18 protein-coding genes and 2 tRNA genes are annotated in these 25,516 nt (G+C 64.6%); 11 read left to right on the top strand and 9 right to left on the bottom strand.

Translation table 11 applies throughout. The features are described 5' to 3' along the window. Positions 1-20 precede the first annotated feature (20 nt). Genes ihpA through CV770_RS15125 form a run of 4 tightly spaced genes read left to right on the top strand, consistent with a single transcriptional unit; the run spans position 21 to position 6,436 of the window. Positions 21-1,295, top strand: a complete 1,275-nt coding sequence (gene ihpA, locus CV770_RS15140; RefSeq protein WP_104462894.1) for a divalent metal ion exporter subunit IhpA — start codon at positions 21-23, stop codon at positions 1,293-1,295. Further along, entirely contained in the window at positions 1,292-2,266 is a 975-nt protein-coding gene (ihpB, locus tag CV770_RS15135; RefSeq protein ID WP_104462893.1) for a divalent metal ion exporter adaptor subunit IhpB, read from the top strand. Before ihpA ends, ihpB begins: the two co-directional genes overlap by 4 nt. Continuing rightward, positions 2,259-5,477, top strand: a complete 3,219-nt coding sequence (locus CV770_RS15130; protein ID WP_104462892.1) for an efflux RND transporter permease subunit — start codon at positions 2,259-2,261, stop codon at positions 5,475-5,477. Before ihpB ends, CV770_RS15130 begins: the two co-directional genes overlap by 8 nt. Positions 5,478-5,479: 2 nt before the next feature. Further along, positions 5,480-6,436: a cation diffusion facilitator family transporter gene (locus CV770_RS15125; protein WP_201759867.1), complete on the top strand. Its 957-nt coding sequence runs from the start codon at positions 5,480-5,482 to the stop codon at positions 6,434-6,436. Between the two features lie 6 nt (positions 6,437-6,442). Here the strand turns inward: CV770_RS15125 and CV770_RS15120 are convergent, their stop codons facing one another. Both CV770_RS15120 and CV770_RS15115 read right to left on the bottom strand, forming a co-directional pair. After that, positions 6,443-7,984 (bottom strand): hypothetical protein, encoded by a 1,542-nt coding sequence (locus tag CV770_RS15120; protein ID WP_104462891.1) that lies wholly within the window; start codon positions 7,982-7,984, stop codon positions 6,443-6,445. A 141-nt stretch (positions 7,985-8,125) separates the two neighbouring features. Next, a complete protein-coding gene (locus CV770_RS15115; RefSeq protein ID WP_104462909.1) occupies positions 8,126-8,986 on the bottom strand; it encodes a class I SAM-dependent methyltransferase in 861 nt (286 codons plus the stop codon). Between the two features lie 373 nt (positions 8,987-9,359). Between CV770_RS15115 and CV770_RS15110 the strand changes: the two genes are divergently transcribed. From CV770_RS15110 to CV770_RS15100, 3 genes are all read left to right on the top strand, one after another. Further along, on the top strand, positions 9,360-11,201 hold the full coding sequence (locus CV770_RS15110) for a caspase family protein (protein ID WP_201759866.1): 1,842 nt from the start codon (positions 9,360-9,362) through the stop codon (positions 11,199-11,201). 581 nt (positions 11,202-11,782) lie between these two features. Further along, positions 11,783-12,145 (top strand): hypothetical protein, encoded by a 363-nt coding sequence (locus CV770_RS15105; RefSeq protein ID WP_018320121.1) that lies wholly within the window; start codon positions 11,783-11,785, stop codon positions 12,143-12,145. Positions 12,146-12,262: 117 nt separating this feature from the next. Beyond that, positions 12,263-12,339: transfer RNA gene (locus CV770_RS15100), tRNA-Val, on the top strand. Between the two features lie 157 nt (positions 12,340-12,496). On the opposite strand, the gene CV770_RS15095 is transcribed toward CV770_RS15100, so the two are convergent. From CV770_RS15095 to clpX, 3 genes are all read right to left on the bottom strand, one after another. Beyond that, entirely contained in the window at positions 12,497-12,901 is a 405-nt protein-coding gene (locus CV770_RS15095) for a GFA family protein (RefSeq protein ID WP_104462889.1), read from the bottom strand. A 73-nt stretch (positions 12,902-12,974) separates the two neighbouring features. Continuing rightward, positions 12,975-15,398, bottom strand: a complete 2,424-nt coding sequence (gene lon, locus CV770_RS15090; protein WP_091965275.1) for an endopeptidase La — start codon at positions 15,396-15,398, stop codon at positions 12,975-12,977. A 326-nt stretch (positions 15,399-15,724) separates the two neighbouring features. Next, the gene (gene clpX / locus CV770_RS15085) at positions 15,725-16,996 is read right to left on the bottom strand and encodes an ATP-dependent Clp protease ATP-binding subunit ClpX (RefSeq protein WP_091965274.1); all 1,272 of its coding nucleotides are present in this window, start codon (positions 16,994-16,996) and stop codon (positions 15,725-15,727) included. A 178-nt stretch (positions 16,997-17,174) separates the two neighbouring features. Here clpX and CV770_RS41620 point away from each other — a divergent pair, with 178 nt between their 5' ends. Further along, entirely contained in the window at positions 17,175-17,381 is a 207-nt protein-coding gene (locus tag CV770_RS41620) for a hypothetical protein (protein ID WP_129590989.1), read from the top strand. Between the two features lie 82 nt (positions 17,382-17,463). Here the strand turns inward: CV770_RS41620 and CV770_RS15080 are convergent, their stop codons facing one another. The 3 genes from CV770_RS15080 to CV770_RS15070 all read right to left on the bottom strand — a co-directional run bounded on the left by CV770_RS15080 (position 17,464) and on the right by CV770_RS15070 (position 20,000). Beyond that, complete coding sequence (locus tag CV770_RS15080) at positions 17,464-18,099, bottom strand: ATP-dependent Clp protease proteolytic subunit (RefSeq protein ID WP_091965273.1); 636 nt, start codon at positions 18,097-18,099, stop codon at positions 17,464-17,466. Between the two features lie 281 nt (positions 18,100-18,380). After that, positions 18,381-19,742, bottom strand: a complete 1,362-nt coding sequence (gene tig, locus CV770_RS15075; RefSeq protein ID WP_104462888.1) for a trigger factor — start codon at positions 19,740-19,742, stop codon at positions 18,381-18,383. Between the two features lie 173 nt (positions 19,743-19,915). Next, positions 19,916-20,000, bottom strand: a tRNA-Leu gene (locus CV770_RS15070). 154 nt (positions 20,001-20,154) lie between these two features. Here CV770_RS15070 and CV770_RS15065 point away from each other — a divergent pair. Continuing rightward, positions 20,155-21,483: a multicopper oxidase family protein gene (locus CV770_RS15065; protein WP_104462887.1), complete on the top strand. Its 1,329-nt coding sequence runs from the start codon at positions 20,155-20,157 to the stop codon at positions 21,481-21,483. A 106-nt stretch (positions 21,484-21,589) separates the two neighbouring features. Here CV770_RS15065 and CV770_RS15060 read toward each other — a convergent pair whose 3' ends face one another. Then, the gene (locus CV770_RS15060) at positions 21,590-23,089 is read right to left on the bottom strand and encodes an NAD(P)H-hydrate dehydratase (protein ID WP_091965270.1); all 1,500 of its coding nucleotides are present in this window, start codon (positions 23,087-23,089) and stop codon (positions 21,590-21,592) included. Positions 23,090-23,471: 382 nt separating this feature from the next. Between CV770_RS15060 and CV770_RS15055 the strand changes: the two genes are divergently transcribed. Continuing rightward, the gene (locus tag CV770_RS15055) at positions 23,472-23,810 is read left to right on the top strand and encodes a P-II family nitrogen regulator (RefSeq protein ID WP_007603495.1); all 339 of its coding nucleotides are present in this window, start codon (positions 23,472-23,474) and stop codon (positions 23,808-23,810) included. Between the two features lie 151 nt (positions 23,811-23,961). Next, entirely contained in the window at positions 23,962-25,371 is a 1,410-nt protein-coding gene (glnA, locus tag CV770_RS15050) for a type I glutamate--ammonia ligase (protein ID WP_018320110.1), read from the top strand. The last annotated feature ends 145 nt before the right edge of the window (positions 25,372-25,516 follow it).

The following is a 25,516-nucleotide window of genomic DNA, read 5'->3' as shown; positions in this document are numbered from 1 at the left end:
ATCCTTCACAGGTCGGTTTTATGTTTCGCAGGAGAATGGCCGCGCGCCTGGCGTGCGCGGTGGCGTGTCTGATTGCTGGATCGGCGATTGCGCCGTCGCACGCCCAGACTTTGACGATGCGGAGCGCGCTGTCGCGCGCGCTGGCCGCGAGCCCGCGGCTGACGGCGGCGGAGCGCGACGTCGGCATCGCCACGGGCCAGCGCATCCAGGCCGGCGCCCTGCTCAATCCGGAACTGTCCTACGAGCAGGACGATTCATTCGGCTCCGGCAAGTACCGCGGGACGCGATCGGCCGAGACCACGCTCCAGATCAGCCAGGCCTTCGAGCTGTTCGGCAAGCGCGACGCGCGGGTCGCGGCCGGCGCGGCCGGTATCGAGGTTGCCGCGATCCAGCGCAAGGCTGTCAGGCTGGAGGTGCTGTCGGAGACCGCGATCGCCTTCCTCAGCGTGCTCGGCGCGCAGCGGCGCATCCAGATCCTCGACGAGCAGATTGCCGCGATCGACCGCTTGACGCCGCTCTTGCGCCGCCGCGTCGAGGCCGGCGCCTCCTCGCCGGCCGAGACCGGCCGCGCCGAAGTCGCCTCCGCCCTGGTGAAGGCGGACCGCGAACGCTTCAAGGCAACGTTGGCCAGCGCCCGGCGCGAGCTTGCGGTGCTGATGGGCGATCCCGCAGCGAAATTCGGCGAGGTCTCCGGCCGGCTCGACACCATGGGCAAGCCGCCGACGTTCCAGTCGGTTGTCGCCGCCATCGACGCCAATCCGCAGCTGGTGCGCTGGACCGCCGTCTTTGCCCAGCGCAATGCCGAGCTGCTGCTGGCCCGGCTCAAGCCCTATCCGGACGTGCGGATCGCGGCCGGCTGGCGCCACTTCAACGAGACCAATGACGATGCGGTGCGGCTCTCCCTCTCGGTGCCGATCCCCGTGTTCGACCAGAACCAGGGCAACATCCTCTCGGCGCAGGAAAGCCTCGCCAAGACCAAGGCCGAGCGCGAGGCCAACCGCAACACCTTGATCGTGATTGCCGGCCGCGCCTATGACTCGTTGCAAGGCTCGCTACGCGAGCTCGCGGTGCTGCGCGAGACCGCCATTCCCAAGGCCGTCGAGGCGTCCGAGGCGATCTCGCAAGGCTACGGCCAGGGCCGCTTCACCCTGCTCGAGGTGCTCGACGCCCAGGCGAGCGTCACCCAGGCGCGCCTGCGCGAGCAGGAGGCGCTTCAGAATTTCCACGCAGGCGTTGCGACCATCGAAGGCCTCGTCGGCAATCCCTTCACGCTGGCGCGGGAGAGCGCACGATGAAGACCTCCTCCACCATTCTCGTCGCCATCGTTGCCGCCGCGCTTGGGGCTTACGGCTACTCCCTGCTCGCGCCGGCCACGCCCGCGCATACCGAGCACACTGAACATTCCGAAAAGAAGCCAAACGACCATGTCGAGCAGGATGAGCACGGCGCCGACCGCATCCGCATCTCCGACGTCAAGCTGGCGGCCGCGGGCGTCACGCTCGCCGAGGCCGCGAGCGCGACCCTGACCGACACGCTCGCCTTCAACGGCATTCTGCGCGCCAACCAGGAAGCCGTGGTGCAGGTGACGCCGCGCTTTCCGGGCCTCGCCAAATCGATCCAGAAGCGCATCGGCGATAAGGTCGGCAAGGACGATCTGCTCGCCGCGATCGAGAGCAACCAGAGCCTCACCGTCTACGAGCTGAAAGCGCCCATTGCCGGCACCGTCATCGAGCGGCAGATCTCGCTCGGCGAATACGCCTCCGAACAGAAGCCGGCCTTCGTCGTCGCCGACCTCTCGACCATCTGGGTCGACCTGTCGATCTACCGGCAGGACCTCCGGCGCGTCCACCTCAACGACGAGGTGCTGATCGATCCCGACGATGGCCGCGGCGAGATCAAGGGCACGATCTCCTACATGGCACCGATCGGCTCGAGCGAGACCCAAACCGCATTGGCACGCGTGGTGCTGCAAAATCCGGATGGCCGCTTGCGCCCCGGCCTGTTCGTCACGGCGCGGCTGATCCTCGCCGCACGCAACGTCGCGGTCGCCGTGCGCCGCAGCGCGATCCAGACGCTGGAGAACCGGACCATCGTGTTCGTCCGCGAGGACGGCGACAAGATCGAGGCACGCCCGGTTGAACTTGGCGATTCCGATCCGCGCCATGTCGAGATCAAGGCCGGCCTGTCGGCCGGCGAGCACTACGTTGCCGAGAACAGCTTCGTCGTGAAGGCGGAGATGGGCAAGGGCGAGGCCGAACATGATTGAGCGCCTGATCGCCGTCTCGCTGCATCAGCGCTGGCTGGTCCTCCTGCTCGCGCTCGGCGCCATCGCTTTCGGGGCCTGGAATTTCCAGCGCCTTCCGATCGACGCGGTGCCTGACATCACCAACATCCAAGTCCAGATCAACACCCGCGCGCCCGGTTATTCGCCGCTCGAAACCGAGCAGCGCATCACCTTCCCCGTCGAGACCGCGATGGGCGGACTGCCCAAGCTCGACTATACCCGCTCGCTGTCGCGCTACGGCCTCAGCCAGGTGACGGTCGTCTTCAAGGACGGCACCGACATCTTTTTCGCCCGCCAGCTCGTCGGCGAACGCATCCAGCAGGTGAAGGACCAGCTTCCGGCTGGCGTCGAGGTCGCGATGGGTCCGGTCTCGACCGGGCTCGGCGAGATCTTCATGTACACCGTGGAAACCAAGACGGGTGCGAAGACGCAAGGCGGTCACGACTATTCGTTGACCGATTTGCGCACCGTGCAGGACTGGATCATCAAGCCGCAGCTTCGCAACGTGCCAGGGGTGATCGAGGTCAACACCATCGGCGGCTTCGAGCGGCAATTCCACGTGCTGCCGGACCCGGGCAAACTGATGGCCTACCGGCTCGGCTTTCGCGACGTCATGACGGCGCTCGCCGCCAACAACGCCAATGTCGGCGCCGGCTATATCGAGCGCAACGGCGAGCAATATCTGGTTCGCTCGCCGGGCCAGGTCGGCAATATCAGCGAGATCCAGGACATCGTCATCGGCTCGCGCGGCGGCAATCCTGTCCGGATCAGGGACGTCGCGACCGTCACGGAAGGCCGCGATCTGCGCACGGGCGCCGCGACGCGCGATGGCGAGGAGACCGTGCTCGGCACCGCCATGCTGCTGATCGGCGAGAACAGCCGCACGGTGGCGCGCCGCGTCGCAGCCCGGCTCGAGGACATCGCCAAATCGCTGCCCGATGGCGTCGTGACACGAACCGTCTACGACCGCACCGATCTGGTCGAAGCCACCATCCGCACGGTCCGGAACAACCTCCTCGAAGGCGCCGCCCTGGTGGTGGCCGTGCTGTTCCTGATCCTCGGCAACATCCGCGCCGCCCTCGTGGTGGCCTGCGTCATTCCGTTGTCCATGGCGATGACGATCACCGGCATGGTCGAGACGAAGGTCAGCGCGAACCTGATGAGCCTCGGCGCGATCGACTTCGGCATCATCGTCGACGGTGCCGTGATCATCGTCGAGAATTGCCTGCGCATGCTGGCCGCGGCCCAGCGCGAGAAAGGCGGCCTGCTCACGACCTCTGAGCGGCTGCGCGCGATCATGCGCGGGTCGAGCGAGGTGATCAAGCCGAGCCTGTTCGGAACGCTGATCATCGCCGTGGTCTATCTGCCCGTGCTGACGCTGACGGGCGTCGAGGGCAAGATGTTCACGCCGATGGCGCTGACCGTGCTGATGGCGCTGGGCGCAGCCGTGCTGTTCTCCATCACCTTCGTGCCGGCGGCCGTCGCCATCTTCGTCACCGGCAAGGTGTCCGAGCACGAAAACCTGTTCATGCGCATGGCCAAGCGCGCCTACCTCCCCCTGCTCCGCTTTGCCATCGACAACCGGCTCGCGGTCGCCGTCATGGCCGCATTCATCGTGGTCGCAAGCGGCATCGCCGCTTCGCGGATGGGCGGCGAGTTCATTCCGAGCCTGGACGAAGGCGACGTCGCGCTGGCCTCGATCCGGATTCCCGGCACCAGTCTCACGCAATCCCTCGACCTGCAGAAGGCACTGGAAAAGCGCATCACGCAGATTCCGGAGGTGAAGGAGTTCTTCACCCGCATCGGCACCGCCGAGATCGCCACCGACCCGATGTCGCCGGCGCAGACGGATGGCTACATCATGCTGAAGCCGCGCGCCGAATGGCCCGACCCGGGCAAATCGAAATCGGAGGTGATCGAAGCGATCGACAGGGCCGCCGACGACATTCCCGGCAGCGCCTATGAGATCTCCCAGCCGATCCAGTTCCGCGTCAACGAGCTGATCTCGGGGGTGCGCAGCGACGTCGGCGTCAAGATCTTCGGCGATGACCTCGACATCCTGCAAGGCGCGGCCAAGCAGGTCGAGGCCGCGATCCGCGGCATCCGCGGCGCCAGCGACGTCAAGATCGAGCAGGTCGCAGGGCTTCCGATCCTCACCGTCCGCCTCGATCGCCAGGCGCTCGCCCGCTACGGCCTTAGCGTCGGTGAGGTGCAGGGCATCGTCGAGATCGCCGTCGGCGGCAAGTCGGCCGGCAAGCTGTTCGAGGGGGACCGCCGCTTCGACATCGTGGTTCGCCTGCCGGAGCATCTACGCGGCAATCTCGAGGCGATCCGGGCGATCCCGATCCCGCTGCCGCCCGGCGAGGACGCAGCGACCGGCACGGCCGTTCGCACCGCGCTGTCGGCCTCCCCGCTCACCCAGATGCGCTATGTGCCGCTGTCGTCGGTCGCAACCGTCGATGCGACGCCCGGCCCGAACCAGATCAGCCGCGAGAACGGCAAGCGGCGGATCGTCGTCACCGCCAATGTCCGCGCGCGCGACCTCGGCTCCTTCGTGGCCGAAGCCGAGACGGCGGTCGCGGAGAAGGTCAAGCTGCCACCCGGCTACTGGATCGGCTGGGGCGGACAGTTCGAGCAGCTGGTCTCCGCGACAAAACGGCTAATGATCGTGGTGCCGGTGGCGCTGCTGCTGGTGTTCCTGCTGCTGTTCATGGGCATGGGGTCGGCGGCGGACGCGGCGCTGGTGTTTTCCGGCGTGCCGCTGGCGCTGACCGGCGGCGTCGCCGCGCTCTTGCTGCGCGGTATTCCGCTTTCCATCAGCGCCGGCGTCGGCTTCATCGCGCTGTCGGGCGTCGCTGTCCTCAACGGCCTCGTCATCATCGCCTTCATCGAGCGGCTGCGCAGCGAGGGGCGGCCCATCGCGGACGCCGTGCGCGAGGGAGCGCTGACGCGGCTGCGCCCGGTGCTGATGACGGCGCTGGTCGCCTCGCTCGGCTTTGTGCCGATGGCGCTCGCGACCGGTGCCGGCGCCGAGGTGCAGCGTCCCCTGGCGACCGTGGTGATCGGCGGCATCATCTCCTCGACGGTGCTGACATTGCTGGTGCTGCCGGCGCTCTACGTGCTGTTCCGCCGTGACGTCGCAAACGAAACGCCTACAATGGCGCCTGATTTGGCGGCTTCCGGGGAGCGCTAGAATTGGGCAGCCACGACCATCACGGTCATCACCACCATGATCATGGCGACCATGGTCACGACCACGGTCACGGCCATGTCCATGCCCCTGCGAATTTCGGCAAGGCATTCGCGATCGGCATTGCGCTCAACATCGCGCTGGTGGTGGCCGAGGCGGTCTACGGCTATGTCGGCAACTCCACCGCCCTGCTCGCGGACGCCGGCCATAATCTGTCCGACGTGCTCGGCCTGGTCGTGGCCTGGGGCGCGTCGATCGCTGCGCAGCGGGCGCCGAGCGGCCGCTTCACCTACGGATTTCGCGCCTCCACCATTCTGGCGGCGCTGGCCAATGCGGTGTTCCTACTGGTCGCGACCGGCGCGATCGGCTGGGAGGCGATCCTGCGCCTGCGCGAGCCGGAGCCGGTCGCGGGCGTCACCGTGATGGTGGTCGCCGGCATCGGCATCCTCATCAACGGTTTTACCGCCATGCTGTTCGCAAGCGGGCGCAAGGACGACATCAACATCGAGGGCGCGTATCTGCACATGGCGGCCGACGCTGCGGTCTCGCTCGGCGTCGTAGTGTCGGCGGCACTGATCATCTGGACCGGCTGGCTCTGGCTCGACCCCGTCACCAGCCTCGTCATCTGCGCCACTATCCTGTGGAGCACGACCAGCCTGTTGCGCGGCTCCGTCGACATGTCGATGGCGGCAGCGCCCAAGGGCACCGACCTCGCCGCGATCAGGTCGTTCTTGCTCGCGCGTCCTGGCGTCACGGCGATCCACGATCTCCACGTCTGGCCGATCTCGACCACCGAGACGGCGCTGACCTGCCACCTCGTCATGCCCACTGGGGCCGGCGATGCCTTCCTGATGGAGACGGCGCAGCTCCTGAAGACGACCCATCGCATCGGCCACACCACGCTTCAGGTCGAGACCCATCCGGACAATGGCTGCGCGCTGGCGCCGGATGATGTGGTGTGACCGCGTCTATGCCTCGCCGCGCTCGGCCCGCTCGGCCTTGGCCCCGGCCCTGAGCCAATCGAACAGCACACTCCCCAGGATCGCGCTCGAGCCGGCGAGGAAGGGAATGACGTAATACGCGTAGCGATTGAGCCCATAAACGAGGAAGGTCGGAAACGCGGCGCTGGCCAACGCCAGCAGGATCATCAAACTGCCGCCGGCAACGAGGCGGCCGGTCGGCCACCGAACCAAACCCGCATGGCTCGCAGGGACGCCAATCAGAAGCACGAGAGCGAGGCCGAGTGTCGCCGAGGACAGCCACCAGATCGGACCCGGGAAATCGTCGTATTCGGTCGAAACCTGCACCCCGCAGCACAGCGCGACCAGCTCCGAGTTGGGCGCGTAGCCACGCGCAAAAAGGCGGTTCAGGGTGAGCTGAAGCCGATCCGCGGAGAGCAGCCGCGACAGTGGCCACCAGGGTTTGTAGTAGTCGTGAACCAACTGTCCGGACTTCAACCCGGTCGGGCTGCCAAAGAACGGGAACCTGTCGCGGTCCATGAAATATTCGTAGCCCTGCGGATTGGGCGTCCGCCGCGCAACCGAATTTGCGTCGAACAGCAGGAAGTACATTTCCCGGAGAAAGTGCTTCGTGAGGTGTCGATAGAGCGTCGACGGCGTCGTCAGCGTTTCGATGAAGATGTCACGCACGATCCGCTCGATATCCACTTCGCTGTCGCCGGGCTTCGCCAGCCGGTGTATCGCGCCGAACGGCCACTGATAGACACCGGTGTCGGGCCATCCCTGAGGAGTGTCCGCAGCCCGCATCTGCTCGACGTATCCCCGCGCCTGCGCCTTCCGGTCGAGATGAACGCCGTGCTCGAAATCGCCGGAATAGCCGACCACGAAGGCCATCGCGGCAACGATCTCGTTGCCGGCGGGGCGTTTGCCGATCGCCAAGTTGATCGCCGCCGGCGTCAGGTAGACGGCCGAGGCGAAAAAGCCTGCCAGTGCAAGCACGCCAAGCCGGCGCAGCAGTCCTGCGTCCAGCACCACCACCAGCCACAACAGAATGACCGCAGCCTGACCTATTGCGGCCGACCGGCATGTCATCACGGCGCCGAGCGTCAAGCCCACGGCCGCTGCGGCCGGCAACGCCGGCCATTTCCTCAAGGCGGCGCCCGCGGCGATGAAGGCCGCAAGACTGACCAGGAAGTTGGATATCGTCTCCGCACCAATCGTGTTGTCGTAGTGGACGATGCGGCCGTGCAACGCCGCCAGACAAAAGGCCAACAGCGCGAAGAAACGCGGCGCGCCGGCAAAACGCACGATCCCTGCAACGAAAAGCGCAGTGCCGACGCTCATCAGGTGCTGCGCGATGACGAAGACGAGGATGTGCGGGCCGAACAGTTTTGACAGCAGCACAAGGAAGGCGGCCACGCCGTACGGCCGCTTCATCATATCCTCGAGATATTGTCCTCTCAGGATGGATTCGGCCTGTATGATATAGGCCGCGCTGTCCTCGTGGATGAAGTGATCCGGCCAGTTCATCAGGAAAGCAAGATGAACCATCAAGACCAGGCCGATTGCGCAAACCCAGACCCAGAACCACGCAATAGAGACTGCCCACCGGGGCAAGGCGGACCAAAGACCAGTGCGCTGGTTCAGTGCTGGATTCATCGTCAATGCTCGCAACCGGGAGTTCGGGGGCGACTACGTCGCCTTCGCGGTCACGATCCAGATCGCGCCCTGCAACGCGACGCTCTGCCCCTTCTGGAACGGCGCCAGCATCTCGCGGATCGAGGCTTTTGCAGCCGCATACGTCTCCGGCGGGTGTCCCTGCAGCGCGCGGCTGGCGGGCCCGATCTGCAAGGCGCCATCAACCGCGGCATCGAGGCCGCCGCCGATCGCGACATCCATCACCAGATTGTGCGGGTCCATCGCCATGTCGACGAAGCCCGCCCCCTTCAGGATGCGCATCACGCGCTCTTCCGAGGCGAAGGCGAACGGACCCGGCTCCTCCGGCCCGACCGGCGGCATCTTGGGCACATGCTTGTAGACCGCCATCAGCGGCGCCATCATCCACGGATTTTCCTTCGGCTCGCGCCAGCAGGCGAAGGCGAGCCGCCCGGTCGGCTTCAGCGCGCGCCGCAAGTTGGTGAAGGAGGCAATGGGATCGGCAAAGAACATCACGCCGAAGCGCGAGGCCAGCAGATCGAAGCTCGCCGGCTCGAACGGATGCACCGTCGCATCCGCCAGCACGAAATCCAGCGGCAGGCCTTTTGGCGCGAAAGCGCGCGCCTGAGACAGCATCGGTTCGGACACATCGAGGCCAAGCGCGAACCCATCGGGTGCCACCGCCTTGGCGAATGCGAACGTCGTCGCGCCGGAGCCGCAGCCGACATCGAGGACGCGCTCCCCGGGCCTCGGCTTGGCGCGTTCGATCAGGGCGGCGGCAATCGGTCCGAGCAGGCTCTCCTGCGCCGCGTGGCGATCGGCCCAGCGCTGGCCGCTCGGGCCGTTCCAATAGGCGATCTGGTCGGCGTTTTGTTCGTGGCCGCTTGGCTGCTGCATGGTGTTCCCGGTCATTCCCATTCGCGATGCTTATCCCGTCGCGGTTTTGCAACCGCACAGGGGCGATACCACGTCGGGATGGCGGGCGCACCCCTTCAAGGAGTCAAGGCGGGTCGCACGCCGGGCCCGGAATTACGAGATTGCGTTGGTCGAACGGCCTCGGCTCATGCGACGCGCTTCGCGCAGGCACGCCCGGCAGCAATAGCGATAAATGAAATCAAGCAGCGCACACATTGGACCAACCCTCCGTTGTGACTTGCAAGTCGATCATGGCGCGGGCTGGCCCGGACGCCTGTGACGTTGGTCACATAGGGGGCTTTGCCTTGATGGCATGCTCTGGACTATTCTGGTCACATTGCGATTTGGGGCTGCAATGGGCGCGTTTCGGTTTTTTCTATTTTCATTGACGGTCTTGTGCCTCGGCTGCGGCCCGGCGCACGCGGAAAAGCGCGTCGCCCTGGTGATGGGCAATTCCGCCTACAAGAGCGCGCCTCGGCTGACCAACCCGGTGAACGACGCCTCGGCGGTCGGCGGCATGTTGAAGAAGGCCGGGTTCGACCTCGTCGACATCAAGCTCGATCTCAATGCCGCCGAGATGCGGCGGGCGCTGCGCGACTTCGGTGGCAAAGCGCGTGAGGCCGACGTCGCGGTCATCTATTATGCCGGTCACGGGATCGAGTTGGATGGCAACAATTATCTCGTTCCGACCGACGCCGCGCTGGAAACCGATACCGATGTCTTCGACGAGACGCTGCCGTTGGACCGCGCTTTGTTCGCGGTCGAACCGGCCAAGCAGCTTCGCCTCGTCATCCTCGATGCCTGCCGCGACAATCCCTTTGCCAAGACCATGAAACGCACGATCGCCGCGCGCGCCATCGGCCGCGGTCTCGCTAAGGTCGAGCCGACCAGCCCGAACACCATGGTCGCCTTCGCGGCGAAGGCGGGCTCGACGGCCTCGGACGGCAACTCCAAAAACAGCCCGTTTGCCGCAGCGCTGGTCGAACGCCTGCCGACGCCGGGGCTCGACCTGCGCAAGGCCTTCGGCTTCGTTCGCGACGATGTCCTCAAGGACACCGGCTACAAGCAGGAGCCCTATGTCTATGGCTCGCTGGGCGGCGACGACGTGCCGCTGGTTGCGACGAAACAGGTCGTCGCCGGCCCCCAGGCCAACCCCGACAGTGAGATCCGGCGCGACTACGAATTGGCGCTTCAGCTTGGGACACGCGACGGATGGACCGCCTTCCTCAACCGCTTTCCGAGCGGCTTCTATACCGATCTCGCCAAAGGCCAGTTGAACAAGATCGCTGCCGAAGAAACCCGCGCGACCACGGCGGACAAGGCCCGGCAGGCGGAAGAGGAGAAGGCCCGGCTCGCAGCCGAGCGCGCCACCAAGGCCGAGCAGGAGAAGGCGGCGGCCGCGGCCAAGGCGGCCGAGGACAAGCGTCTCGCCGCCGAGAAGGCCAAGCAGGTCGAGGAAGCCAAGGCGGCCGCAGCCGAGCAACGCCGGAAAGAAGCCGAGGCGGCAGTCGCGAAGGCAATGGCCGAGAAGCAGGCTGCCGAGAAGGCGCTGGCCGAGAAACTCGCGAGCGACAAGGCCGCAGCTGAGCTCGCCGCCAAGCAGGCCGCCGAGAAACAGGCCTCCGCCAACACGGAGCAGAAAGTGGCAGCGGTTGCGCCCTCTTCGACTCTGCCGGCGATGTCGCCGCAGGAAACGACAAAGCTGGTGCAGTCGGAGCTCCGCCGTGTCGGCTGTCTGACGGCTTCCGCAGACGGCGATTGGAATGCCTCGTCACAACGTTCGCTGGCGCTATTCAACAAATATGCCGGCACCAAATTCGATGCCAAGCTCGCGAGCTTCGATGCGCTGGACGCGATCAAGGCCAAGCCCGGCCGCGTCTGCCCGCTGATCTGCGATCGCGGCTTCAAGGCAGACGGCGACACATGCACCAAGATCGCCTGCCGCGCCGGCTACCGCGTCAATGACGACAATGAATGCGAGAAGGTGCAGGACAAGAAACCGGTTGCGACGCGCGAGGACGCCAAGAAGCGGGATACTGAGCGCAAGCAAACGGAAGCCAAACCATCCAAGCCTCAGGCAAGCGGGCAGCTTATATGCGGCAACGCAGGCTGTCGTCCGGTCAAATCGGGATGCCGGGTCGAGGGTGGGAGCTCGTCGGGTGCGGGATCGGTCGGATACAGGGAAGTGTGTCCCTAACTCTTCGGCAGCTTCAGGAGTTTAGCCGGGTCGAATTTTGGTGCCGGCCCGTTCGGCCCCAGAGTTGGCTGTTCTTCACTTTCCTGGTGCCAGCATTCCGCTCCCTCTCTAATCGTTGCCGATCTCGCTCAAGGCCGCCCCCCGCGTGCATTTCATTGGGCCACCGCCTGTTGCGCAGGTGGATATGCCTGCGGTGCACGTCGCTCCCGGTCGCATCGTGCCTGTCGAAGTGAACGCCGCGGGCGCAGCGCGGCGAAGGCGAGTCTTGCAAACTGGAACACCTGTCCTCGTCGAGTGGTCTGATTGCTGTTCGACCTTTTGGCATCGACGTTGAAGTGTTGCCTCGCTTTCGAGCAAAGGCTGGTGGGCGGTCACGGATTCGAACCGCGGACCCTCTCGGTGTAAACGAGATGTCCTAACCAATTAAGCTACCCCCTTGCCGTAGACATCACCGAAGCCTGCGCAGCCGGTCTCACCTGTGCGCATTGCGGCCGCATTGGTTTCACCGAACGGCCACATCGAAATCAGATGCCAACCAGATTTCATCGATAGGTTTCGCCATTCCTCAAACTGGAAAAGGCATGACCATGCGCAGCTTCACGGCATCCGTCATCGTTGCAGCTCTCTGTCTCGGAACACCGGCTCTGGTGCAGGCACAGGGCGCATCGTCGCAACCCGGCGCGGAACAGCCGTCCACGCAGTCCAGCACGGAGATCCGGAGCATACAGGTTGTGGACGTCAAGGAATTGCAGCCGGCCGTGCGCGCGAAGGTCGATGAACTCGTGGCGCACACAAGCGACAAGGACATCCAGTCGCTCCGGCAGTCCATCGACGCCACACCGCAAGCAGCCTCCGTGCTCAAGGCCAAGGGCTTGAGCTCGTCGCAAGTCGTCGCGATCAACATCGCCGACGGCGTCCTGACGATGTTCACCAAGACAGCCTGACATCAGGCGGGGTTCCAGGCCGAGGCGTTGCGCAGCGGCGGCGAGTACGATCGCCGCCGCTTCGGGCGCGCTCGGCCCTTGCTCCGACACCCGCCGAGGCGCTAAAGAGGCGCCGTGGGGCGGTTAGCTCAGCTGGTTAGAGCATCTCGTTTACACCGAGAGGGTCCGCGGTTCGAATCCGTGACCGCCCACCAGCCTTCGCTCGCTTCGCGAGCTACGGCTCGGCAAGCCAGCAACTCGGCAAGCCAGCATTAGTGCTCGTGGCGCGAAGCGAGCGCAGGCTGCCGCGCCGAAAGCCCAACGGGCGAAGGCGGGCTTTTGAGCCGCGAGCTTCGGCTCGGCAAACCAACCTCAATCCTGCGGCCTCCCCGGCAGCAGCGGCACCGCGTCGATCCACACCGCCGCGGACTGGCACCAGATCTGCCTGACGGGGCGCAACTTGTCGCGCTGGCGGATGCTGCCCCACCGGATGCCCCAATCGTCGGCCTCATCGCCCTCGCCGCTGGTGAACAACGGGGAACCGCAATCGGCGCAGAAGTGCTGGAAGCGCATCCGGCCGTTGTCGCCGCGCTTGCCGTAGACCTTGGGCGTGCCGCCGGTCAGGCGGACATCAGCGCCGGCACAGACGGCCGTCACCCGGAACGGCGAGCCGGTCAGCGTCTGACAATCGGTGCAGTGACAGACCGAGACCTCCTCCGGATCGACCTCGGCCTCAAAGGTGATTGTCCCGCAATGGCATTGCCCGTCGATCTGCATCGGCCTCCTCCCCCTTGCCCGCAAAACAAAAACGGCGCCCGAAGGCGCCGTTCTATCATCTTTTCGCTGAGCCTCAGTGAGCGGTCAGGCCGCCGGCGGCTTCATCGCCGTCCGGCTTCACCGTCACCTTGGTGTCCTCTTCCCAGACGATCGGCACAGGCTTCTTCACCAGCGCCTTGGCGACGACGTCGTCGAGGCGCGAGACCGGGATGATCTCCATGCCGCCCTTGATCGCATCGGAAATCTCCGTGAGATCCTTGGCGTTGTCCTCGGGGATCAGCACCGTCTTGATGCCGCCGCGGGCCGCAGCCAGCAGCTTCTCCTTCAGGCCGCCGATCGGCAGCACGCGGCCGCGCAGCGTGATCTCGCCGGTCATCGCGACATCGTGGCGGACCGGGATGCCGGTCATGACCGAGATGATCGCGGTGGCCATGGCGACGCCCGCGGACGGACCGTCCTTCGGCGTCGCGCCCTCAGGCACGTGCACGTGGATGTCGCGGCGGTCGAACATCGGCGGCTCGATGCCGTAGTTGATCGCACGCGAGCGGACGTAGGACGCCGCCGCCGAGATCGACTCCTTCATCACGTCACGCAGATTGCCCGTGACCGTCATCTTGCCCTTGCCGGGCATCATGACGCCTTCGATGGTGAGCAGCTCACCGCCGACATCGGTCCAGGCAAGGCCGGTGACGATGCCGACCTGTGGCTCGCTCTCGATCTCGCCGAAGCGGTACTTCGGCACGCCGAGCAACTCTTCCAGAGTCTTCTCGGTGACCTTGACCGACTTCTTCTTGGAGATCATCAGCTCCTTCACCGCCTTGCGGGCGAGTGTGGAGAGCTCACGCTCCAGATTACGCACGCCCGCTTCGCGGGTGTAGCGGCGGATCAAAAGCAGCAGAGCGTCGTCGTCGATCGAGAACTCCTTGGAGTCCAGGCCGTGCTTGGACACCGCGTTCGGGATCAGATGCTTGCGCGCGATCTCGACCTTCTCGTTCTCGGTGTAGCCCGCGATCCGGATGATCTCCATGCGGTCCATCAGCGGGCCCGGAATATTGAGCGTATTCGCGGTCGTGATGAACATCACGTTGGACAGATCGTAGTCGACCTCGAGATAGTGGTCGTTGAAGGTCCCGTTCTGCTCGGGGTCGAGGACCTCGAGCAAGGCCGAGGACGGATCGCCGCGGAAATCGGCGCCCATCTTGTCGATCTCGTCCAGCAGGAACAGCGGATTGGACGACTTCGCCTTCCGCATCGACTGGATGATCTTGCCGGGCATCGAGCCGATATAGGTGCGGCGGTGACCGCGGATCTCGGCCTCGTCGCGCACGCCGCCGAGCGAGACGCGCACGAACTCACGCCCCGTCGCCTTCGCGATCGACTTGCCGAGCGAGGTCTTGCCGACGCCGGGAGGCCCGACCAGGCACAGGATCGGGCCCGTGAGCTTGTTAGCGCGTGACTGCACCGCGAGATACTCGACGATACGTTCCTTGACCTTCTCCAGTCCGTAGTGATCGGAGTCCAGGATGGCCTGCGCCGCTTCCAGGTCCTTCTTCACCTTGGACTTCTTGTTCCACGGGATCGACAGCAGCCAATCCAGATAGTTGCGCACGACGGTCGCTTCCGCGGACATCGGCGACATCTGGCGCAGCTTCTTCAATTCATGCTGCGCCTTCTCGCGCGCTTCCTTGGAGAGCTTGGTCTTGGCGATTTTCTCTTCGAGATCGGCGAGCTCGTCGCGACCGTCGTCGTCGCCGAGTTCCTTCTGGATCGCCTTCATCTGCTCGTTGAGATAATACTCGCGCTGGGTCTTCTCCATTTGTCGTTTGACACGAGAACGAATCCGCTTCTCGACCTGCAGCACCGAGATCTCGCTCTCCATCAGGCCCAGCACCTTCTCCAGGCGCGTGGTGACGGACAGCGTCTCCAGGATACCCTGGCGATCCGCGATCTTGACGGCGAGATGCGAGGCAACGGTATCGGCGAGCTTGGCGAAATCGGTGATCGCCTGCACGACGCCGACGACCTCGGCCGAGATCTTCTTGTTGAGCTTCACATAGCTCTCGAAGTCGGACACGACCGAGCGCGACAGCGCTTCCGCCTCGACCGACTTCGCATCGGTGTCGGCCAGCGCAATGGCGGTCGCTTCGTAATAGTCGGCGCGATCGGTGTATTTCTGCACGCGCGCACGCTCGAGCCCTTCGACCAGCACCTTCACGGTGCCGTCGGGAAGCTTCAAGAGCTGCAGCACGCTGGCAAGCGTACCGGTCTCGTAAATGGAGTCGGGCGCCGGATCATCGTCGGACGCGTTCTTCTGCGTCGCGAGCATGATCAGCGCGTCGTTCTTCATCACCTCTTCGAGCGCGCGGATCGACTTCTCGCGACCGACGAAGAGCGGAACGATCATGTGCGGGAAGACGACGATGTCGCGCAGCGGCAGCACGGGATAGGCGTGCGTTTCGCCATGAACGATGGTTGGCCTGGGTTTTGGATTAGTCATGGCCTTTTCCTTTTGCTTTGCCCCCTTGCACGCAGCCCGCCATGCTCATGCGCAACCGCCACAAGGTGCCGAGGTGATCCGCAAAACCGATCGGTCCGTTTTTCGCGTTGGACCGGCTCGCCGGATCGGAACTGAGGCGAATCTGGAAGAGAATTTTCGCTCGCCGCCGACATTAGGTGGCTATCGACCCGGGGGGTGTCAAGTCATTGAAAAACGCGCGCCATCAGGCGCTTACGCAACGCGGTAAGCGACGCAACATCGGCTGCGGAGATACACTTCCGCAGCCCACTTTGGGGATACAATTGGAGCGTTCCAGCGCCGAAAGATCAGGCGCTGGCGTTCTCGACGGCGCGATCGGACCGATCGGCGTAGATGTAGAGCGGACGCGCCGTTCCTTCCACGACTTCGCGCGAAATCACGACCTCTTCCACACCTTCCAGGCCCGGCAGATCGAACATGGTCTCGAGCAGGATCGCCTCGAGGATCGAACGCAGCCCGCGCGCGCCGGTCTTGCGCTCGATCGCCTTGCGGGCAACCGCGCCAAGCGCCTCGTCGGCGAAGGTCAGCTCGATGTTCTCCATCTCGAACAGCCGCTGGTACTGTTTCACCAGCGCGTTCTTCGGCTCGGTGAGGATCTTCTTCAGCGAGGCCTCATCGAGGTCCTCGAGCGTCGCCACGACCGGCAGACGGCCGACGAACTCGGGAATGAGGCCGTACTTGAGGAGGTCCTCAGGCTCGACGTGACGGAAGATCTCGCCGGTCCGGCGGTCTTCCGGCGCCATCACCTGGGCGGCGAAACCGATCGAGGTCGACCGTCCCCGCGCCGAGATGATCTTCTCGAGGCCGGCGAACGCACCGCCGCAGATGAACAGGATGTTGGTGGTATCCACTTGCAGGAACTCCTGCTGCGGATGCTTGCGGCCGCCCTGCGGCGGGACCGAAGCCACCGTGCCCTCCATGATCTTCAAGAGCGCCTGCTGCACGCCCTCACCCGACACGTCGCGCGTGATCGAGGGGTTGTCGGACTTGCGGCTGATCTTGTCGATTTCGTCGATGTAGACGATGCCGCGCTGGGCGCGCTCGACATTGTAGTCGGCGGCCTGGAGCAGCTTCAGGATGATGTTCTCGACGTCCTCACCGACATAGCCGGCCTCGGTCAGCGTCGTCGCATCGGCCATGGTGAACGGCACGTCCAGGATGCGGGCGAGCGTCTGCGCGAGCAGCGTCTTGCCCGAGCCGGTCGGACCGATCAGCAGGATGTTCGACTTCGCGAGCTCGACGTCGTTGTGCTTGGTCTGGTGGTTGAGGCGCTTGTAGTGATTGTGCACCGCGACCGACAGGACCTTCTTCGCATGGCTCTGGCCGATCACGTAGTCGTCCAGGACCTTGCAGATTTCCTTCGGCGTCGGAATGCCGTCGCGCGACTTGACCAGCGAGGATTTGTTTTCCTCGCGGATGATGTCCATGCAGAGCTCGACGCACTCGTCGCAGATGAAGACCGTGGGACCCGCGATCAGTTTGCGGACTTCGTGCTGGCTCTTGCCGCAGAACGAGCAATATAGCGTGTTCTTGGAGTCGCTCGTGCCGACCTTACTCATTCATGTCTCCGTCCGCGGTTCGATCCCGTTCCGCTCGATCGCTCCATTCCGACACGATGGTCGGCATGAAGCTTAAGTAGAGCAAATTCCGTACCAAAAAAGACCCTACGCGTTACATCCCGTGCGAATCACGGTCACTCGATTCTCCGCGATCATAGCCGATCATTCGTAGCCAACCATGCTGTCACCCGACTATCAAGAATTCGCTAATCGGGGCTCGCCGGCTACCCGTGACAATACCGTGATTTCCGGTCTTGGCACGGGCGAAGTGATCGAAATCACCCCGGCGTTGCTGGATTGCCACGAAAAACAAGCACGAAAGCGGAACCTTCTGCTTGTCGCAGGGCGCAAAACACCGTTTTGCGACGCGCGCACGCGTCCATAGCGTGAACGCCACCTGATGGTAACAAGCGATCCCAAGGAGTTGCCCAAGGGCCTAACAAGGGATCGCCGCAGCCCCAGTAGTGCTACGGGGTCTTCGCCGCCGCCGGTTCCTCGGCGCGCTTGTCGATGACCCTGTCGACCAGGCCAAACTCCTTGGCGTCGTTCGCGGTCAGGAACTTGTCGCGCTCCAGCGCGTCCTCGATCGACTTGTAAGTCTGGCCGGTGTGCTTGACGTAGATCTCGTTGAGCCGCTTCTTCAGGTTCAGGATTTCCTGCGCGTGCAGCATGATGTCGGTGGCCTGGCCCTGGAAGCCGCCGGAGGGTTGATGCACCATGATGCGCGCGTTCGGCAGCGAGAAGCGCATGTCCTTCTCGCCGGCGGCGAGCAGCAGCGAGCCCATCGAGGCGGCCTGCCCCGTGCACAGCGTCGAGACCGGCGGGCGGATGAACTGCATGGTGTCGTAGATCGCAAGGCCCGAGGTCACCACGCCGCCCGGCGAGTTGATGTACATCGAGATTTCCTTCTTCGGATTTTCCGCCTCAAGGAACAACAACTGTGCGACGACCAGCGTCGACATGCCGTCCTCGACCGGACCGGTCAGGAAGATGATGCGCTCCTTCAAGAGGCGCGAGAAGATGTCGTAGGCGCGCTCGCCACGGTTGGTCTGCTCGACCACCATGGGCACGAGGTTCATGTAGGTTTCAACCGGATCGCGCATGAGTCACCTAGGGTTTTTAAGAGGCGGACATCGCCAGTCTTGACTGCCAGTTTGGGCTGGATCTGCCGAAGGCCGATGGACGTCCTGTGATGCAGGAACTTGGTAGAGATAGAAAGGCGTACCGACAGATATAGCCCAATTCGCTTCTGACAAGTGCGGAGCGCATTAAGGCTTAATCCGTCGGGCAGTTGAAGCTGATTCGCACAAAGAGGCCCAGCCGGCCATCTGGCTAGCTGGGCCTCTTCGCTGATCATCCTTAATAGATGACTGCCTCAAGCTCTTCAGGCAGCGGTCTTTTCGGCTTCGTCGTCCTTGTAGAGGTCCTCGCGCGAGACCTTCTTCTCGGTCACGTTGGCGAGCTCGAGGATGAAGTCGACGACCTTGTCCTCATAGATCGGTGCACGGAGCTGGGCCAACGCCTGGGCGTTGCTGCGGTAATAGTCCCAGACTTCCTTCTCGCGGCCGGGCATCGAGCGGGCGCGCTCGATCACGGCGCGGCCGACCTCGTCGTCGGTCACGGTGATCTTGTTCTTCTCGCCGATCTCGGAGAGCACGAGCCCGAGCCGCACGCGGCGGTCGGCGATCTTGCGGTACTCTTCCTTGGCGGCGTCCTCAGTGGTGTCCTCGTCGGCAAAGGTCTTGCCGGCGGAATCCATCTCGGCCTTGACCGAGTTCCACATCAGATTGAACTCCTCGTCGACCAGCGAGGGCGGCGCCTCGAAGCGATGGGCTTCGTCGAGGCGGTCGAGCAGCGCGCGCTTGACGCGCTGGCGCGTCGCGCCGGCGAACTCGACGTTCAGACGCTCGCGCGCGGCTTCCTTGAGCTTGTCCAGCGATTCCAGGCCAAGCGTCTTGGCGAACTCGTCGTCGATCGCGATGTCCTGCGGCGCCTCGATCGAGGTCGCGGTGGTCTCGAACTCGGCCGGCTGGCCGGCGAGCTTGTCGTTCATGTAGTTCTTCGGGAACGACACCTTCAGCGTGCGGGTCTCGCCGGCGCCGATACCGGTGAGCTGCTCCTCGAAGCCGGGGATGAAGGTGTTGGAGCCGATCACGACCTGGATGCCTTCGCCGGTGCCGCCCTCGAAGACTTCGCCGTTGATGGAGCCCTTGAAGTTGATGGTGACGCGGTCGCCGGACTCGGCCTTGGCGCCCTCGGCCTTCGCGGCATAGCCGCGGTTGGTATCGGCGATGCGCTTGATCGCCTCGTCGACGTCGGAATCGGTGACGTCGGCCACGGGCTTCTCGACCTGGAAGGTCTTGAAGTCGGCGAGCGCGATCGCCGGCACCACCTCGATCGCGACCGTGTAGGTCAGATCGGTCTTGCCGCTCAGCAGCTCCTCGACCTCGGCCTGCTCGCTCGGCATGGTGATCTTCGGCTCGGTCGCAAGGCGGAAGCCGCGCTCGGAGAACAGCTGCGTGTTGGTGTCGCGGATGGTCTGGTCGATAGTCTCGGCCATCACCGAGCGGCCGTAGACCTTCTTCAGGTGAGTGACCGGTACCTTGCCGGGGCGGAAGCCGTTGATGCGGACCTTGTCCTTGAGGTCGACGAGCTTGGCGCCGGCCTTGGCGTCGAGATCAGACGCGGGAACGCTGATCTTGAACTCGTGCTTCAAACCTTCCGAGAGGGTTTCTGTGACCTGCATGGCGTCCAATCTTCTTCCCGTTCGGTCCCGGCGCGCATGCGTCGGGACGCTGTCATTAATCGATCCGGCGCGAGGCAAACGCCTCAACGCCGGTGCTTCATCGAACCGGCTCCCGGCGGACAAACATCCGCGCGAAAGCAGGTCTCGTAATCCGTGCAAACGCGATAAGCGCTTGGTGCGGGCGGAGGGACTCGAACCCCCACAACTTTCGTCACTGGAACCTAAATCCAGCGCGTCTACCAGTTCCGCCACGCCCGCGTAAATTTGCATCTAGACCGGCCGCGATGCCGCGGGCGGCCGGGCTTATAACATGTGCCTGACTGTTCGCAGCAAAAAAATGGCCCGATGGAGGCAGGCTTTACGTAGGCACGATGGCTGGACTTATCCAGCGTGGCGTGGTCGGGATCGGCCCATGAAAACGCGGATCTTCGACCCGACCCGACGTGAGCTTTTGGCCGGCCTCGCCGCCGGGCTTGGCACCGGGCTTGGCGCCTCGGCGGCCGGGCTGGTCGCCAGCGGTGCCGCGCCGGCCCTGACCGCCCAGCTTTCCCTTCAGGCAAGGCCGCAAACCCTGGCTCTGAGGCCGGGTCAGCCACCCACACCAATCTGGGAGCTGGCCGCCATAAGCCACATCGGAAACGTCCGTCTCAAGCGAGGCGACCGCTGCGAGGTGGTGTTTCGCAACGACCTGCCTGTCCCACTTGCCCCAGCCTGGTACGGCCTCAATGGCCCGGCCGCGGCCGACCCGCTGCGCGGGCGCGCGCCCGCCCCGCCGGGCGCGACTGAAACCTCAATTATTTCAATACCAAGCGCGGGAACCCTGCTGGCGGACTTCCGCCTCTTCGAGGACGTCCTGACGCGGCCTGCGCGCCCGCTTCCGGTCATCGCGCAGGAGGCAAACGCTGGCGCCGTCGATCGCGACGAGGTCCTGCTGATCGAGGAGTGGCGGCTGCGGCCGGATGGCACCGCACTCCCCCCGGGACGTGCCCCAAAGGACGCGACGCCGCTCTATACGCTTAACGGACAGACTTCATTTGAACTCTCAGCTGCAGCTGGTGAACGTTTGCGGCTGCGCTTTATCAACGGCTCCCAACGCACTGTTCTGGCGATCAAATTGGAGAACCACGACGTCCGGGTGATGGCCCTGGACGGACAACCAGCCGAACCGTTCCCGGCGCGCAATGGCGCTCTGGTCCTGGCCCCGGGCGGGCGTGCCGATGCCATTGTGGATGCAGCCAGCTCGGCCCCAATTCTGCTCCATGACGGCAAGGAGGCGCACCAGATCGGCTCGCTTGCGGTCTCCGGCAGACTGGAGCGCCGCGCGCCGCTGTTGCCGCCGCAGCCGCTCCCTTCCAACGACCTGCCCGACAAGCTCGATCTCCGAGGCGCCCTGCGGTTCGATGTCGCGCTCGGCGCAGCCGATGCTGGATGGGCACGGTGTGCCGACTTCTCCAGATCCTCCGCCCCGGCCTTCCGCGCCAAGCCCGGCCGCACCGTCGTGCTCGCCCTCAAGAACACAGGCCCGGTGACGACCGTCTTCCACCTCCACGGCCACCACTTCCGCCTGCTCGACAAGCTCGACGACGGCTGGAAGCCCTACTGGCTCGACACGCTCGCGATCGAGCCCGGCCAGACCCAGCGCATCGCCTTCGCGGCGACCGCATCCGGACAATGGCTGATCGAATCCGTTGTCACGGACTGGGCCGCGCCGCGGCTGGAGCGCTGGTATGGGGTGGAGTGAGTTTTTGTAGGATGGGTAGAGCGCAGCGAAACCCATCGCCACGGTACCGGGATTTGGGATGATGGGTTTCGCTGCGCTCTACCCATCCTACCCGACGTAGCACAGCTCAGTACTCCACCCCGAGCGCATCATAGATCCGCCGGTGCACGGCCGGCAGCGTCTCGGTGAGATCCTCCGCGATCAGGCCCGGCCCGGCTTCGCGTCCCGCCTCGCCATGCATCCAGACGCCGATGCTGGCGGCCTCGAACGCCGGCACGCCTTGGGCCAGCAGCCCCGCGATGATGCCGGCGAGCACGTCGCCGGCGCCGGCGGTGGCGAGCCAGGGCGGCGCGTTGGCGGCGATGGTGGCGCGGCCATCGGGGGCGGCGATCGTGGTGTCGGGTCCCTTCAGGAGCACGACGGCGCCGGAGCGCTCGGCGGCATCGCGCACGCGCTCCAGCTTGGAGCGGCCCGGAAATTTGTTGCTGAGGTCGGAGAACAGGCGCGGAAACTCGCCCTCGTGCGGGGTCAGCACCACCGCATTGTCCTGGGAGGCCTTGATCGATTCGAACAGGCGCTCGGGGGTTGCGGCAAAGCTCGTCAGGGCATCGGCATCGAGCACCAGACGACGCTGCGCGCCGAGCACGGTGTGAACGAGATCGCAGGTGCGCTCACCGATGCCCGCGCCGGGGCCGATCATGCAGGTGTTGTAGCGCTTGTCGCCGAGCAGCTCGCCGAACTCGACGACGGTGTCGACGGGGCGAACCATGACCGCCGTGAGCGCGGCCGCGTTGATCGCGAGCGCATCGCGCGGGCTCGCCAGCGTCACAAGGCCCGCACCGGCGCGCAGCGCCCCGCGCGCGGCGAGCCGTGCAGCGCCGGTCGCCGCCGCATCGCCGGAGACCGCCAGCACATGCCCCCGCGCGTATTTGTGACCGTCGATGCGCGGCACCGGGAACGCGGCGCCCCAGACATCCGGATCGTCCTCGAACGTCTGCGGCGCGATCTCGTCGAGCACCTGCGCGTCGATGCCGATGTCGGCGACGCGCACGCGGCCGCAATGCATCCGGCCGGGCAGCAAGAGATGCGCCGGCTTCTTGCGGAAGAAGGTGACGGTTTCGGTGGCGTTCACCGCCGCGCCCATCACCGCCGCGCTGGTGCCGTTGATGCCGCTCGGTAGGTCGACCGCGAGCACGGGGGCGCCGTTGGCGTTGATCGCCTCGATCATCGCGCGCGCCTCGCCATCGACGGGGCGGCTGAGGCCTGCGCCGAACAGCGCATCGATGATCAGCGCCGGCCGTCCGATCGCCTGTGGATTGAACGGGAGCACCGGCTGCTTCCAGCCGCGCGCCGCGGAGGCCGCATCGCCCTGGAGCTGGTCGCGCTCGCACATCAGGATGACCGAGACCTCCCGCCCCTGCGCGGCGAGCTCGGCGGCTGCGACAAAACCATCACCGCCATTGTTGCCGGGGCCGGCCACGATCAGGATCGGCCCCTCCTCCACCAGCGCCTGGGCGGCCTCGGTGACCGCCTGGCCTGCGCTCAGCATCAGCTTGAAACCGGGCGTGCCGGCCGCGATGGTGAGCTGGTCGGCGCGCTGCATTTCAGCGGTGGTCAGAACTTCCATGCCACTTCCCTGGTCCAAACGCCTTTTCAACAGGCACGTTCCGTGCCGCCCCACCCTGGAGAACGTCGATCTGCACACATATTGAACCGTTTGCCTATTTCGTAGTCTTCGGTATTTTGGGCAGGTCGGCACCACTACTCAGAGATGCTCGTTAAAAGGCTGATAACGCTCCAATAATCAGGGCATTTGCAACTTGGCATAGACCCTGCTTTCGAGGAAGCCGCTTCGGTTCGTCGTGCTCACTGGCATTTATCAGAGTGTGGCCGGCCGTTGTTGCCGGACTGGTCAGGGATCCCGGCATTGCGAAGACAAGATCGTGCGTTAAGAAAAGCGCATCCTGACGAAGACGTTGCTATTTGATCGAAAGGCCGGGAGGCGCGCAGTGAAGAAAATCGAAGCCATCATCAAGCCATTCAAGCTCGACGAGGTGAAGGAAGCGCTTCAGGAAGTCGGCCTTCAGGGCATCACAGTCACCGAAGCCAAGGGCTTTGGCCGGCAGAAGGGGCACGCCGAGCTCTACCGCGGCGCAGAATACATCGTCGACTTCCTGCCCAAGGTGAAGATCGAGATCGTGATCGGCGACGATCTGGTCGAGCGCGCCATCGACGCGATCCGCCGCGCCGCGCAAACCGGTCGCATTGGCGATGGTAAGATCTTCGTCTCCAACATCGAAGAGGCGATCCGCATCCGAACCGGCGAATCCGGGCTGGACGCTATCTGAGCCGGGTGCTATCCCGAATTTTGCGACACTCCGACTAGAAAGAAGGCTGCTTCGGCGGCCTGATTTCGTTTGTGCGGTCGCGCAAAACTCGCCCGAGCGAGAATAATTTTGCTCATCTGGAAACCGACCCGCAGAGCCAAAAGGGGTATGCATGAAGACCGCCAAAGACGTCCTGAAATCGATCAAGGACAACGACGTCAAGTACGTCGACCTGCGCTTCACCGATCCGCGCGGCAAGTGGCAGCATGTGACGTTCGACGTCAGCATGATCGACGATGACATCTTCGCCGAAGGAACGATGTTCGACGGCTCCTCGATCGCCGGCTGGAAGGCGATCAACGAGTCAGACATGTGCCTGATGCCCGATCCGGTCACCGCGACGATCGACCCGTTCTTCGCCGAGACCACCATGGTCATCACCTGCGACGTGCTCGAGCCGACCACCGGTGAGCCCTACAACCGCGACCCCCGCGGCATCGCCAAGAAGGCCGAGGCCATGGTGAAGTCGATGGGCGTGGGCGACAGCGTGTTCGTCGGCCCCGAGGCCGAGTTCTTCGTGTTCGACGACGTGCGCTATTCGGCCGAGCCCTACAAGACCGGTTTCCGCCTCGACTCCTCGGAGCTGCCGACCAACTCCGACACCGAATATGAAGGCGGCAATCTCGGCCACCGCATCCGCACCAAGGGCGGCTACTTCCCCGTCCCGCCGCAGGACTCGGTGCAGGACATGCGCTCGGAGATGCTGGGCGCCATGGCCAAGATGGGCGTCAAGGTCGAGAAGCATCACCACGAGGTCGCTTCCGCCCAGCACGAGCTCGGCATGAAGTTCGACACGCTGACGCTGATGGCCGACCACATGCAGATCTACAAGTACTGCATCCACCAGGTCGCGCACATCTACGGCAAGACCGCCACCTTCATGCCGAAGCCGATCTTCGGCGACAACGGCTCGGGCATGCACGTGCACCAGTCGATCTGGAAGGACGGCAAGCCGGTGTTCGCCGGCAACAAATACGCCGACCTGTCGGAGACCTGCCTGCACTACATCGGCGGCATCATCAAGCACGCCAAGGCGATCAACGCCTTCACCAACCCGTCGACCAACTCCTACAAGCGTCTGGTCCCGGGCTATGAGGCCCCCGTGCTGCTCGCCTACTCCGCGCGCAACCGCTCGGCCTCCTGCCGCATCCCCTACACCGCTTCGCCGAAGGCCAAGCGCGTCGAGGTGCGCTTCCCCGATCCCATGGCCAACCCCTATCTCGGCTTCGCCGCGATGCTGATGGCCGGCCTCGACGGCATCAAGAACAAGATCGATCCGGGTCCGGCGATGGACAAGGACCTCTACGATCTGCCGAAGGAAGAGCTGAAGCAGATCCCGACCGTGTGCGGCTCGCTCCGCGAGGCGCTGGAAAACCTCGACAAGGACCGCGGCTTCCTCAAGGCCGGCGGCGTGTTCGACGACGACTTCATCGACGCCTATATCGAGCTGAAGATGACCGAAGTCGCCCGCTTCGAAATGACCCCGCATCCGGTCGAGTTCGAAATGTACTATTCGGGCTAAAGCGGCCCGGAAAGACACGACACGCGAAAGGCGCCCTCCGGGGCGCCTTTTTGTTTTGAGGCGTAAGATGGGTAGAGCCCTTGCGAAACCCATCATCTCGTTCCGTGGAAAACCGATGGGTTTCGCTGCGCTCTACCCATCCTGC

Origin of the sequence: Bradyrhizobium sp. AC87j1 (genome assembly GCF_002936975.1) — a bacterium.
GTDB classification, from domain to species: Bacteria; Pseudomonadota; Alphaproteobacteria; order Rhizobiales; family Xanthobacteraceae; genus Bradyrhizobium; species Bradyrhizobium shewense.
Note: the sequence above shows the minus strand (reverse complement) of the source record. Positions and strands in the feature narration are given on the sequence as shown.

Bases quoted from the DNA above. Each gene is read 5' to 3' on its own strand.
- ihpA (WP_104462894.1), top strand. From the start codon at position 21: ATGTTTCGCAGGAGAATGGCCGCGCGCCTGGCGTGCGCGGTGGCGTGT.
- ihpB (WP_104462893.1), top strand. From the start codon at position 1,292: ATGAAGACCTCCTCCACCATTCTCGTCGCCATCGTTGCCGCCGCGCTT.
- CV770_RS15130 (WP_104462892.1), top strand. From the start codon at position 2,259: ATGATTGAGCGCCTGATCGCCGTCTCGCTGCATCAGCGCTGGCTGGTC.
- CV770_RS15120 (WP_104462891.1), bottom strand. From the start codon at position 7,984: ATGGTTCATCTTGCTTTCCTGATGAACTGGCCGGATCACTTCATCCAC.
- CV770_RS15115 (WP_104462909.1), bottom strand. From the start codon at position 8,986: ATGCAGCAGCCAAGCGGCCACGAACAAAACGCCGACCAGATCGCCTAT.
- CV770_RS15110 (WP_201759866.1), top strand. From the start codon at position 9,360: ATGGGCGCGTTTCGGTTTTTTCTATTTTCATTGACGGTCTTGTGCCTC.
- CV770_RS15105 (WP_018320121.1), top strand. From the start codon at position 11,783: ATGACCATGCGCAGCTTCACGGCATCCGTCATCGTTGCAGCTCTCTGT.
- CV770_RS15095 (WP_104462889.1), bottom strand. From the start codon at position 12,901: ATGCAGATCGACGGGCAATGCCATTGCGGGACAATCACCTTTGAGGCC.
- lon (WP_091965275.1), bottom strand. From the start codon at position 15,398: ATGACTAATCCAAAACCCAGGCCAACCATCGTTCATGGCGAAACGCAC.
- clpX (WP_091965274.1), bottom strand. From the start codon at position 16,996: ATGAGTAAGGTCGGCACGAGCGACTCCAAGAACACGCTATATTGCTCG.
- CV770_RS41620 (WP_129590989.1), top strand. From the start codon at position 17,175: ATGCTGTCACCCGACTATCAAGAATTCGCTAATCGGGGCTCGCCGGCT.
- CV770_RS15080 (WP_091965273.1), bottom strand. From the start codon at position 18,099: ATGCGCGATCCGGTTGAAACCTACATGAACCTCGTGCCCATGGTGGTC.
- tig (WP_104462888.1), bottom strand. From the start codon at position 19,742: ATGCAGGTCACAGAAACCCTCTCGGAAGGTTTGAAGCACGAGTTCAAG.
- CV770_RS15065 (WP_104462887.1), top strand. From the start codon at position 20,155: ATGAAAACGCGGATCTTCGACCCGACCCGACGTGAGCTTTTGGCCGGC.
- CV770_RS15060 (WP_091965270.1), bottom strand. From the start codon at position 23,089: ATGGAAGTTCTGACCACCGCTGAAATGCAGCGCGCCGACCAGCTCACC.
- glnA (WP_018320110.1), top strand. From the start codon at position 23,962: ATGAAGACCGCCAAAGACGTCCTGAAATCGATCAAGGACAACGACGTC.